Here is an 11624-nt window from a genome sequence, read left to right as displayed (position 1 = left end):
AAGTCGCCAATGCTTGCAGCGGTTTATTGAGTTAAGCGGTGAGTTTCAGCAGGGCCTTGGCGACATCGCTGGAACTGCCGGGGTTTTGCCCGGTGACGAGCAAGCCGTCGGTAATGACAAAGGACTGCCAGTCAGCGCCTTTCTCATACAGGCCACCCAGCTTCTTGAACTCGTCTTCCACCAGGAACGGCACCACATCGGTCAATTCCACGGCGGCCTCTTCCGAGTTGGAGAAACCGGTGACGCGACGGCCCTTGACCAGCGGCTCACCGTTGACCGCCTTGACGTGACGCAAGGCACCCGGCGCATGGCAGACAAAGCCGATCGGCTTGCCGGCACGCTCGAAGGACTCGATCAACGCGATCGACACCGGCGACTCTGCCAGGTCCCACAGCGGGCCGTGGCCGCCTGGGTAGAACACCGTGTCGAAGTCATCGGCGTTGACCGAATCCAGCTTCAGCGTGGTCGCCAGGGCCTGTTGCGCGGCCGGGTCGGCAGCGAAGCGGTGGGTCTGTTCGGTCTGGAAGTCCGGCAGGTCGCTGACCGGGTCCAGCGGCGGCTGGCCACCGGCCGGGGAAACCAGCACCACGTCGGCGCCGGCGTCCTTGAACGCGTAATAGGGAGCAGCAAACTCTTCGAGCCAGAAGCCGGTCTTGCGCCCGGTATCGCCGAGCTGGTCGTGAGAGGTCAGTACCATTAATACTTTCATTTTCCAGTGCCTCGATAGGTGTGAGTGTCAGTGTCGTGTGGATGCCCCAACAACTGTCGGGTCAACCCCAGCGCCTGGTCGAACGGCGCCGCTGTACGGGTGATCTTGCTCATGACGCTGGTCCCCAGCCACAACGCATACAGGCGCTGGGCCAGGCTTTCGGGGTGTTGCGTAAGCGTTACCGAGCCGTCTTCGACACCCTGCTGCAAGGCCTCGGCGAGCAGCCCGATGGTGCGTGCGGTGCCGCGTTGCAGGGCCAGGCGCATCGGCTCTGAAAGGTCTGACACCTCGGCACCGAGTTTGACGGCAAGGCATTTGCCCGCGTCGGTGCAGCCGGTCTGGTTGTTGATCCAACTGTGCCAATAACGCATCAGCTTGGCGTGCTGGCTCAAGCCCGGCTGTTCAAACAACTGCTGCATGCCGTGCACGTAGTGGTCGAAGTAGTGGTCAAGCAATACAACGCCAAACGCATCTTTAGAGTTGAAGTAGTGATAAAACGAACCTTTGGGTACTTCGGCGGCTTGCAGTATTTCGTTCAGGCCCACCGCAGAAAATCCTTTGCGACCGACAATACGTTGCGCGGTGTCCAGAATGGTCTGTCTTGCACTTTTGGTTTCGCTGCTCATGCTTGATCCCGTCCGATTAGACCAGTCGTCTAGTTCGTTGAGGGAATGTTAGGAGTCGGGGCTATCGCGCACAATGTCAGATCCGCAAGGATTCCGGACATGCCGCGAAGGCAGTTGCCGTTTACCCGGCACGCGCCGACAATCCCCTCTCCCGCGCCCCTTGGAGAATGACGATGCACAGCGTTGCGCTGATGGTTTACCCGAACTTCCAATCCCTGAGCCTCAGCCTGGGTTCGGTGTTCGAGTGCGCGAACCTGCTGCGCGGCGAGCCGGCCTATGAGTTTCACCTGGTGTCGGAGAGTGGCGGCGCGGTGATGACGTCCCAGGGTTTTTCGGTGAACACCACACCGATCCGGCCGCAGGGCTACGACACGCTGATCGTCAGCGGTTACCTGGAATTCCGCCTGCCGGAAGCCAACCTGCTCGAACTGGTCAAGGCCGCTTCCGCCCAGTCGCGGCGCGTCGCCTCACTGTGCATGGGCATCTTCGTGCTGGCCGAAGCCGGTCTGCTCGAAGGCAAGCGCACCACCACCCACTGGATTCACGCCCCGGCCTTCCGCAAGCGCTACCCGGACATTCGCCTGGAAGAAGACAAGCTGTTTATCGTCGACGGCCAGGTGTGGACCGGTGCCGGCATGAGCGCCGGCGTGGACCTGGCGTTGGCCATGGTGGAAAACGACCTGGGCAGCGACCTCGCCCGGCGCATTGCGCGCAAACTGGTGATTGCCCAGCGTCGCGGCAGTGAGCAATCGCAACTGTCGGCGCTGTTGGAGCTGGACCCCAAGTCAGACCGCGTGCAACTGGCCCTGGCCTACGCCCGTGAGAACCTGACCCACGATCTCTCGGTGGAAGCCCTGGCCGATGTGGCCCGGCTGAGCCCGCGCCAGTTCAGCCGGGTGTTCCGCGAGGAAACCGGACAGACACCGGCCAAGGCCATCGAAGCCCTGCGTGTGGAAGCCGCCCGGGCGCTGATGGAGACCAGCCGTCACCCGGTCGAGGTGGTGGCCCGCGAAACCGGCTTTGGTGATCGCGAGCGTATGCGCCAGGCGTTTTTAAGGGCGTTCGGCCAGCCGCCGCAGGTGATGCAGCAGGCTTTTAATGCAGCGCCGCCCGCGTGATCAGGTAACTGACCAACTGCGGGTCATCCTCCAGCTCTATCGTCTGCACCGGGCGCGGCAGGTTATCCAGCACGGTGCGCCAGAACGCCTGGGACACTTCATCCTGGTCATAGAACCGCACCAGCCAATTGGCCTGGCCGCTGCATAGCACCTGGCTGGCAATGGCGCGACCAATGCCTTTGCGGCGGTAGCGCTTGAGGATGAACAGGTCGGCCAGTTCCAGGGCGTCGATGCCCGGCAGTTCGCTGCCTTCGATCAGCAGGAAGCCGGCGATGTAGCCATCCACCAGCAGTAGGTTGGCGCTCCATTGCGGGTCTTGCCAATAGCGGGCCAGGTGTTCGTCATGGATGTAGAAGCGGCCATCGGCCTCCACATCTTCCTGTTCCCAATCGGACGATTCATAGGCGTAGTACTGGTAGAGATTACGGATCAACTCGGCTTCTTCGGGGCCGGTCTGGATCAATTCGACGGTGGTTTCAGGCATGGGGCTCTCGGTGAAAAAACGCAGGGCGCCATTGTTCACAAAACACGGGCAGAGGCCAACCTTTCTACTTGCTGAACCGATTGCAAATAGGTGTTGCCTCTGCCGAAACCTTGAAACATTTCGAATAAACTTCGTGAAAATTTGCCTCTGCTCTTCAAGGACACCTATTTTGACCAACATGTGTACCGCCGGCCTGGATGTGGGTTTTGCCTCCCTGGATTACCTGCAGATCTTCATCCTGGGCGTGATCCAGGGCATTACCGAACTGCTGCCGGTGTCGTCCACCGCCCACATGCGCGTGGTGCCTGCCCTGCTCGGCTGGCAAGACCCCGGTTCGGCGTTTTCCGCGGCCATGCAACTGGCGGCGCTGGCGGCGGTGGTCAGTTACTTCTGGCGCGATGTGCGCCAGGTCACCACCGGCAGCATCGGCGCGGTGCGTCGGGGTGACTACAACGACCGTTGGTTCAAGCTGGCGGTGGCGATCGTGCTGGCGACCATCCCCATCGGGATTGCCGGCCTGGCGCTTTCCTCGACCTTGAACGCATGCAACTCGCCATTGCGCGGGCTGATGGTGATCGGCATTTCCTGCGTGGTCATGGCGGTGTTGCTGGCCGTGGCCGAAGTGCGCGCACGCCACACCCGTGAAGTGAGCGAAATGCGCCTGCGCGATGCGTTGATCGTAGGGATTGCGCAGATTGGTGCGTTGATTCCGGGGGTATCGCGCTCCGGCTCCACGCTGACCGCTGCGTTGTTTCTCAATTTCAAGCGTGAGGAAGCGGCGCGCTTCTCCTTCCTGCTAGGCCTGCCGGCCATCGCCCTCGCCGGGCTTAAGGAGTTGTGGGTGTTGCTGCACGCCGACATGCCGGCGCATGCCTGGCCGCACTTGCTGTTCGGTCTGGTCGTGGCGAGTATCTCGGCGTTCTTTGCGATCTGGGGTCTGATGAAGTTCCTGGAGCGGTTCTCCACCTGGCCATTCGTGATCTACCGTGCGCTGCTGGGGGTGTTCCTGATTGTGGCGGTCAGCACTGGGCTGTTGAGCTGACTCAATTCAAAAAACACATCCGATCCAACGTGGGAGGGGGCTTGCCCCCGATAGCTGTGCATCAGTCAACTTATATGCAGCTGACACTCCGCAATCGAGGGCAAGCCCTCTCCCACATTTGTTCTGTGTTGCCTATAGACCGCCGGTTCGGTCGGCGAGCTCTTCCAGCAGGTCGGCCGAGGGCACGAAAAACAAGCCGCCGGTGACTGCCGTGCTGAAATCCAGCAGACGGTCATAATTGCCCACCGGGCGGCCGACGAACATGTTCTCCAGCATCAATTCCAGGGGCTGCGGCGAGCGTGCATAACCGATGAAGTAGGTGCCAAACTCCCCGGCTCCGGGTCGGCCAAAGGGCATGTTGTCGCGCAGGATCTTCACTTCTTCGCCGTTCTCGTCGGTGATGACGGTCAATGCGCTGTGGGCGTTGCTTGGCTTGGCTTGTTCATCCAACTCGATATCCGACAATTTGGTGCGCCCGATCACTTTCTCCTGGGCCTCCACCGTCAAACCGTTCCAGGCGGTCATGTTGTGCAGGTACTTCTGCACCAGCACGTAGCTGCCGCCGCGAAACTCGCTGTCTTCATCGCCGACGATGGTGAAACCCTCGGCCTTGCGCCCTACCGGGTTCTCGGTGCCGTCGACAAAACCGATGATGCTGCGCATGTCGAAATAGCGGAAACCCTGGACCTCATCCACCACCTTCACGCTGTCGCCCAGGGCCGCCATGATGTGGGTGGCCAGTTCGAAGCACAGGTCCATCTGTTCGGCGCGGATATGCAGGAGGATATCCCCCGGTGTCGACACGGCCATGCGCCCTGCCACGCCGAACTCACGGAACGGGTGCAACGCCGCCGGGCGTGGCGCGCCGAACAGGCGGTCCCAGGCATCCGAGCCAAACCCGCAGACGCAGGTCAGGTTGCCGGCCGGCACGCGCTTGCCCACCGAGCGCACCAGCCCGGCGATATCGGCGCACCAGCCGCGTACCCTGTCCTCACTGCCGGGGGCGACGGTGGCGACCATGAAGATCGCGCTGGTGGTGATCGGGTGGCAGACAGACTGCGGTTCCAGGGGCGGCTGAACGGAGGATGGGGTCATGGTGAAAGTCCAGGCTAAAGGGCGAGATTGAACCCGCGCAGATTAGCAGATCATTTCTGACAACTGCGCCACACCTCACGCATCAGCGCCTGCATCTTCAGCGCTTCGGCCCAGCGATCGCTGATCTCGCGGCCGTCCGCACCGGTGATCGCATAGGGCGGCGGGCCGAGTTCGCAGGTAAAGGACAGGCTCTGCGGCGTCTGCGGGCGCGCCAGCCAGTCTTCGATCCCGTAGCGCCACCACTCGGTAAAGCGCCGGACCCAGGATTGATGCTGGGGGAAGTCCAACGACACCTGCACCTGCTCGCTACTGGCCACGCGACCATGGAAACCCCAGCTATTGCGCAGGATGCGGCGTATCTGCGCATCGTCCTCGGCGGCGCCAGGCTCCGGCAGTTCACGCCCGACCACGTAGTGGGACAGGTCGGCCAGCAGCTTCAAATCCGGCATCTGTGCCAGCAGGTCAAGGGTGAACAGCAGGTCGTTGGTGAGGCGATAACGGTGGGTTTCCAGCAGCACCGGAAAATCCACCTGCTCGGCCAAGCGCTGCCAGCCTTCCACCAGTCGCGCCGCCTCGGCCTGGGTGCGTGGGCGCACATCGGCTTGCAGGGTGAGGTGGTGGCAGCCGTAGGCGCTGATCACATCCAAAGCGGCGGCCAGGTCATCCACCGATTGCGGGAACAACTGGCCTTCGATCTGCAAGCCCTGCGCCGTGGCGGCGGCGTGCAGGCGGGCGACATCGGCGGGTTTGAAGTAATGGTCGGTAATGCCGTCGAAACCGGCGGCCTTGATGCGCTCGAGTTGAGCCTCGAGTGGGCCGGGTTCGGTCTGCATGGCCCACAGGGATTGGAACACCAGGAATTGGCGCATATCAGCCTCGCAGCAGGTGTTTGAGGGACAGTTCGGGGTCGGCCAGGCTGGCGGGATCGAGTGACAGTCGCGCGCTGATCAGGCGCTCGCAGAGTTTGATGTCCTTGGCCACGCTGTTGCCTGGCGCCCATCCGCAGGCACCTTGCAAGCGGTGATTGGCGTCCAGGTAAAACAGCAGCAAGCCACCGCCCGCCAATGGCCGGCTGACCGTCAAGGGCGTGATCACGCCGACGGTCTGCAAGCCCCAGTCGTACTGGTCGGACCAGAATCCGGGGAGCGCCTCGAACGGCAGGTCACGGCCCAGCAGGTTCAGCGCCGCATGCCGCCCCTGGGCCTCGGCGTTGCGCCAGGTTTCCTGGCGCTGGTAGAGGCCATCCAGGCGAAACTCACACACGTCACCGGCGGCAAAAATATCCGGCGCGCTGGTGCGCAGGTGCGTATCCACGCGAATGCCCTGCCCCACGTCCAACCCCGCCGCCGTGGCCAATTCGATATTGGGTTGCATGCCGATGCCGACGACCACCAGGTCGCAGGGCAAACGCTGCCCGTCCATCAGCAGCGCGGCGTCGGCCTGGATCGACTCCAAGGCCACCTTCAGGCGAACGTCGACCCCGTGCTGACGATGCAGCGCCAGCAGCGCCTCAGAGATAACCGGTGGCAACACCCGCCCCGCCAATCGCGGCCCGGCTTCGAGCAACGTGACCTCACAGCCCAGGCCGCGTGCCGTCGCCGCCACTTCCAGGCCGATAAACCCGCCGCCGACCACCACCAGCCGCGTGCCAGGCTTCAGCGCAGTACGCAGGGCCAAGGCGTCATCGTGGGTGCGCAGGTAAAGCACATTCGCCTGCGCCTGGGGCAAGCGGCGCGCCCGGCCGCCGATGGCCAGCAGCAGGCCGGCGTACCGCAGCCATTGGCCATCGGCCAGTTGCAGCCGATGCTGTTGCGGCTGCAACTGCGTCACCGGGTTAGCGACGATATGCTCAATGCCCAACTCGGCCAGCCGGGCGCTGTCGCACAGGCTGCAGCCGGCCAGGTCCGCCGTGCCCTGCAACACGCCTTTGGACAGCGGCGGCCGCTCGTAGGGCAAGTGCGGCTCATCGCCAATCAGGATCAACTGCCCGGTGTAGCCTTCTTCGCGCAAGGTCAGCGCCGCACGGCCACCGGCATGACCGGCGCCGACGATGATCAAGGGATCGTTCATGATCAAGCCGTGACGGCGAGCAACACCCGCCCCGCTTCGACCCGCACCGGGTAGGTCTTGAGGTTGACGCACACCGGCGCGCCGAGGGCCTTGCCGGTGCGGTAATCGAAGCGCCCGTTGTGCTTGGGGCACTCGATCACGTGGTCCATCACCAGGCCGTCGGCCAGGTGGATTTTCTCGTGGGTGCACAGGCCGGCGGTGGCGAAAAATTCATTCTCAGCCGAGCGATACACCGCGTAAGTGTGCGGCCCGTGGTCGAAGCGCAGCACGTCTTCTTCGTCTATTTCGCCCACGGCGCAGACGTCGATCCATTGATCGTTCATGGCGTTTTCTCTTGTGCTTGGGTGGGGTTCAACCGGCAGCGGTTTCTGCATGCACCGGCGCATGGGCAGCCGGAGGCGTATTCGGGTGAATCGGGCGCTGGACGAAATAGGTGGGGTCGCTGCGCTGCTTCCAGATGGTCGGCAGGATCTCCTTGAATGCCTCGAACAGGTTGGCGTAGGGCGGCGGGCAGTCGCTGCGGATTTCGTCGTGCAGTTGCGCGAGGGCGTGGTACGGCACCATCGGGTACATGTGGTGTTCGAGGTGGTAGTTCATGTCCATGTAGATAAAGCGCAGCACGCGGTTCATGTAAATGGTGCGGCAGTTGCTGCGGTGGTCGAGTACATCTTCGGCCAGGCCAACATGCTGCGTGAGGCCAAACAGATAGCCGAGCCACGCGCCATAAATACTCGGCAGGCCCACCAGCATCAGCGGCAACCAGCTATGCAGGTACAACGCGGTGCCGATCACCACGGCATAAATGCCGACCCAGATACGCGCGGCACGGAACACCTTGGGCCATTCGGATTCGGGGATGAAGTCCGCTTCCTGGGCACTCATCTTGCCGATGGCGTGACGCGCCACGCCGCTGAAGGTCTTCCAGGCCAGGGGCAGGTTGAACAGGCTCAGGCCCATCATCAGGAAGCTCGGCGGACGCGGTTCGACGATCTCCGGGTCACGGCCGACCACGATGGTGTCGGTATGGTGCCGGGCATGGCTCCAGCGCCACACGTGGGGTTCGAAGATGCACATGAAGCTGGCGACCTGGTACAGCACGTCGTTCATCCAGCGGGTCTTGAAGGCGGTGCCATGGCCGGTTTCATGCCAGCGCGGGTTGGACGCGGTGCCATACAGCACGCCATAGACGAGGAAGAACGGCACGCAGGCCCAGGTGCCCCAGAACCAGTAGCCACCAAAACCGCTGGCAAACAGTGCGATCACCCAGATCGCCGTGTCGAGCAGCGCCGGGCCGTCACGGCGCTGCATCAGTTCTTTCATGCGTTTACGCGAGATCGGCGATTGGTACCAACTGGCCGAGACCAGGCCTTTTTCAACGGCGCGGGCGGCTTCGGGGCCGGTGAGGCTGTAGTCGCGACGGGTGAGAGGAGCGGTGTGTCCAGGCATTGTTATTGTTCTCCGCAAGCGGGTGGTTTCTGGTGCTGTGTGAAACCCACCTTAGAGAACCGGTTATTCACCCTCAAGGCCTTGAATCCATTCCCTATCAAGCTATCATCCAGCCCCAGCGGGGCTTGATAGTTTTCTATCAAGACGCTCAAGGGGCCAGTCATGAACAACAACAAACGCCCAACCATCGCCAGCGTGGCCGCCCAGGCTGGGCTGAGTGTGGCCACCGTCGACCGCGTGTTGAATGCGCGGGCGCCGGTCAATCCCGAGACCGCCGAGCAGGTGTTCCAGGCGGCCGAAGCGGTGGGGTATTTCGCGGCGCGGCTGATCGGCCAGCGCATTCGCGAACGTCGGCCGACCTATCGCTTCGGCATCCTGTTGCTGGCCACCGCCCAGGCGTTCTATGCCAGCCTGGCGCAGGCAATCAGCACGGCTGCCGAACAGCATGCCAACGCCAACCTGACGTGCCAGTTCGAGTACATCGTGGATCGCTCGCCCAGCGCCATCGTCGCGCAGATCGAACAACTGGCCGTGCAGTGCGATGGCCTGGCGGTGGTCAGCTTCGCCCATCCGCTGATCAACGCGTGCCTGGCGCAGATCCGCGCCGCCGGCGTGCCGGTGGTCGCCCTGCTCTCGGATATCCATGAACATGCCGATGAACCCTACGTGGGCCAGGACAACCATGTGGTCGGCCGCACCATGGGCTGGTTGCTCGCGCGCACCTGCGGCGCGCGCAAAGGCAGCGTGGGCATCCTGCTCGGCGGCCATCGTTTTCTCGGCCACCAGGCACGGGTCGAAGGCCTGCATAGCTACCTGGCCGAGCACGCGCCGGGGCTCAAGCCGCTGGAGCCACTGATCAACCTGGACAACTGCGACATCACCGAAGAAGCCACCCTCGACCTGATCAGCCGCCACAGCGACCTGCGCGGCCTGTGCGTGGTGGGCGGCGGCGGCGATGGCATCATCAGCGCCCTGGCGCAGTTGCCCAAGCGGCCGGCGTTGTGCTGCATTTTGCAGGAGTCCACCGAGCTGTCGCGCCAGGCGCTGCGCCAGGGCTTGATCGATGTGGTGATGGACTCGCAACCGGGGCAGACGGCGACGGCGTTGGTGCAGTTGATGGTGGAGTTGCAGAGTGCGCAAGGGTTCGATCCGGCGCGGCAGCGGGTGTATATACCGCCGCAGATTGTGACGTCGGAGAACCTCTAGCGGGCGCGGCACTCGATGATCAAGCCGCCCTCCTCCCGCACGTGACTCTCAATCCGCACGGGCAGGAAGCGCTGGATCACCTGCATATTGCTGTGCAGATGGTCGCTCATATGCGGTGTGGTGAAACGACCACCGCCAGCCAATGCCATCGGCAACAACAATTGATCGGCCAGATGTTCGCCCACCGCCGTGTCGGTGCCCTTCCATTCCATGGCCTGCTCGATCGCCTGGTCAGCCACCGTCTCGGCGCGCAGGTTGGCCTGGCCAAAAGCGCTGAACACTTCGGTGACGTGTTCGTGGACATACTCCAGCATCAGCACGTTGCCCGGACCTTGTTCCGGGTCGATCTCAATCGGGCACAACTGGGACTCATCGAACGACAAGCGCTGGCGCACGCGTTTGAACTCGCGTTCGCTGACCTGGGCAGGCAACCCGGCATTAAGCGTTATCGCCCGGGCTTCGAGCAGTTTTCCGCGCTGCATCAACTGCAACGGTGCCAGTTGCGCTGGCTGAATGAACGCCTCCAACTCACCACCACCGGCGGGCACAAACCCATACCGGTTCAAGCTCAATTCGATAGCCGCGCCCATGCGCCGCAACAGCGGAAGCCAGGCCCGCTGCAAAAAGTCCACCGGCGGTGCCAGCGGATTGTGGGTGCCGCCGCAGATCGTCACGCGACTGGCCGTGGGCGCGCGCAGCAAGGCCGGCAGCAGGGTCTGCAACACCAGGGTGCAACTGCCGGCGGTGCCGATGCTGAAGCGGTATTCACCGCCTTGAATCGGCCCCGGCTCGAACACCAGGGATTGCGAGCCCAATTGCGCACCGTGTACCTGGGCCCCACAGACTTGCGCCGCCGCCAGCACAGCGGTCAGGTGTTGACGCATCAACCCTGGCCGGCTGCGCTTGGCGCGAATATTTTTAATCCGCAGGGTCAGCCCGGTCACCATCGACAAGCTCAGGCCACTGCGCAGTACCTGGCCACCGCCGATGGCGCCGTCGAGTTCAATCACGTCCTGTTTCATCGTCATCCTTAAGCAAAGCGTTTGACCGTGTCCCGCAGGTACTGGTCCAGTTGTCGTGAATCCGCATGGGTGCGTGGCAATCCAGGCACGCTGCGTTCCAATTCAGCTTGTATGTACGCGTGCAGCGCCGGACGCCGAGGCCCGTAGGCCGCTTCCCCGGCATTGCGTTTCAACGCCAGCAGGGTTGCCACTTCATCGAGCAGTTGCGCGTCATCCACGGTGTTCAACAAGTCGGCGAACGTCATCGGCGGGCGGCCCAGCCCGAGGTCGATCCAACGCACCGCGAGTAATGGCCGCAGCACGTAGAAGTACTTCTTGAACCGCACCGTGTCGCCTTGCAGGTAACCACGGAAGTTTTTCTTGGCCATTGACAGATAATGACTGCGCGCCGCTGGCGGGCTGTAGAACGTCTCTGCCAAGGCGCGCAACGGCTGTGTGGCCTCGACGTGCTGGCGATACACCAGCGGCGAGTCCAACCATTCCAGCAACGTGGGATTGGATTTGCGCAGCAGGCCCAGGGTCTTGCGCAACTCCCAGCCACTGACATCCAATTCGTCATCCAACGGACGCTCGATCACATCGCGCGGCGCATCTACCTGCATGAACCAGTCGGGTTTTTCCACGTATACAAAGCGCACGTCATAGTCGCTGTCGGTGGACGCAAACCCCCAGGCCCGGCTGCCGGACTCACAGGCATACAGCACCGTGACATTGCGTTCGCGCTCTATGCGGTCAAGCTCCTGTAGCACCCGCGCGCGCATGGCGTCGCTCAATGGGTGGCGTTCATCCTTTTGCATCTTGCTTCC

General features: G+C 62.9%; 13 protein-coding genes. 3 read left to right on the top strand and 10 right to left on the bottom strand.

What is annotated here, in order from left to right:
* Positions 1-31 precede the first annotated feature (31 nt).
* Both ACZ445_RS11475 and ACZ445_RS11470 read right to left on the bottom strand, forming a co-directional pair.
* The gene (locus ACZ445_RS11475; RefSeq protein ID WP_058426953.1) at positions 32-709 is read right to left on the bottom strand and encodes a type 1 glutamine amidotransferase domain-containing protein; all 678 of its coding nucleotides are present in this window, start codon (positions 707-709) and stop codon (positions 32-34) included.
* Positions 706-1335, bottom strand: a complete 630-nt coding sequence (locus ACZ445_RS11470; RefSeq protein WP_058426954.1) for a TetR/AcrR family transcriptional regulator — start codon at positions 1333-1335, stop codon at positions 706-708. The genes ACZ445_RS11475 and ACZ445_RS11470 overlap by 4 nt, the downstream gene beginning before the upstream one ends.
* A gap of 173 nt (positions 1336-1508) precedes the next feature.
* Here ACZ445_RS11470 and ACZ445_RS11465 point away from each other — a divergent pair, with 173 nt between their 5' ends.
* A complete protein-coding gene (locus tag ACZ445_RS11465; RefSeq protein WP_058426955.1) occupies positions 1509-2453 on the top strand; it encodes a GlxA family transcriptional regulator in 945 nt (314 codons plus the stop codon).
* Here the strand turns inward: ACZ445_RS11465 and ACZ445_RS11460 are convergent.
* Positions 2431-2937, bottom strand: coding sequence for a GNAT family N-acetyltransferase (locus ACZ445_RS11460; protein ID WP_058427153.1), 507 nt, complete (start codon positions 2935-2937; stop codon positions 2431-2433). The two genes, ACZ445_RS11465 and ACZ445_RS11460, sit on opposite strands and share 23 nt — an antisense overlap.
* Positions 2938-3106: 169 nt before the next feature.
* Here ACZ445_RS11460 and ACZ445_RS11455 point away from each other — a divergent pair, with 169 nt between their 5' ends.
* Positions 3107-3979, top strand: coding sequence for an undecaprenyl-diphosphate phosphatase (locus tag ACZ445_RS11455; protein WP_058426956.1), 873 nt, complete (start codon positions 3107-3109; stop codon positions 3977-3979).
* A 132-nt stretch (positions 3980-4111) separates the two neighbouring features.
* On the opposite strand, the gene ACZ445_RS11450 is transcribed toward ACZ445_RS11455, so the two are convergent.
* The 5 genes from ACZ445_RS11450 to ACZ445_RS11430 are packed head-to-tail and all read right to left on the bottom strand — an operon-like array spanning position 4112 to position 8590.
* Positions 4112-5074, bottom strand: coding sequence for a Dyp-type peroxidase (locus ACZ445_RS11450; RefSeq protein ID WP_179028745.1), 963 nt, complete (start codon positions 5072-5074; stop codon positions 4112-4114).
* A gap of 50 nt (positions 5075-5124) precedes the next feature.
* Positions 5125-5943, bottom strand: coding sequence for a sugar phosphate isomerase/epimerase family protein (locus ACZ445_RS11445; RefSeq protein WP_179028744.1), 819 nt, complete (start codon positions 5941-5943; stop codon positions 5125-5127).
* 1 nt (position 5944) lies between these two features.
* Positions 5945-7144 (bottom strand): NAD(P)/FAD-dependent oxidoreductase, encoded by a 1200-nt coding sequence (locus tag ACZ445_RS11440; RefSeq protein ID WP_179028743.1) that lies wholly within the window; start codon positions 7142-7144, stop codon positions 5945-5947.
* 2 nt (positions 7145-7146) lie between these two features.
* On the bottom strand, positions 7147-7467 hold the full coding sequence (locus ACZ445_RS11435; RefSeq protein WP_058426960.1) for a MocE family 2Fe-2S type ferredoxin: 321 nt from the start codon (positions 7465-7467) through the stop codon (positions 7147-7149).
* A 28-nt stretch (positions 7468-7495) separates the two neighbouring features.
* Positions 7496-8590, bottom strand: a complete 1095-nt coding sequence (locus ACZ445_RS11430; RefSeq protein ID WP_464705178.1) for a fatty acid desaturase family protein — start codon at positions 8588-8590, stop codon at positions 7496-7498.
* A gap of 162 nt (positions 8591-8752) precedes the next feature.
* On the opposite strand from ACZ445_RS11430, the gene ACZ445_RS11425 reads away from it, so the two are divergent.
* Positions 8753-9796: a LacI family DNA-binding transcriptional regulator gene (locus ACZ445_RS11425; protein WP_464705177.1), complete on the top strand. Its 1044-nt coding sequence runs from the start codon at positions 8753-8755 to the stop codon at positions 9794-9796.
* Here ACZ445_RS11425 and rtcA read toward each other — a convergent pair.
* Together rtcA and ACZ445_RS11415 are read right to left on the bottom strand one after the other, a co-directional pair.
* Positions 9793-10818: an RNA 3'-terminal phosphate cyclase gene (gene rtcA, locus ACZ445_RS11420; protein ID WP_464694029.1), complete on the bottom strand. Its 1026-nt coding sequence runs from the start codon at positions 10816-10818 to the stop codon at positions 9793-9795. The two genes, ACZ445_RS11425 and rtcA, sit on opposite strands and share 4 nt — an antisense overlap.
* Positions 10819-10826: 8 nt before the next feature.
* A complete protein-coding gene (locus ACZ445_RS11415; protein ID WP_179028740.1) occupies positions 10827-11615 on the bottom strand; it encodes a nucleotidyltransferase domain-containing protein in 789 nt (262 codons plus the stop codon).
* Positions 11616-11624 lie beyond the last annotated feature (9 nt).

The sequence above is a fragment of the Pseudomonas allii genome, from assembly GCF_055380095.1.
Note: the sequence above shows the minus strand (reverse complement) of the source record. Positions and strands in the feature narration are given on the sequence as shown.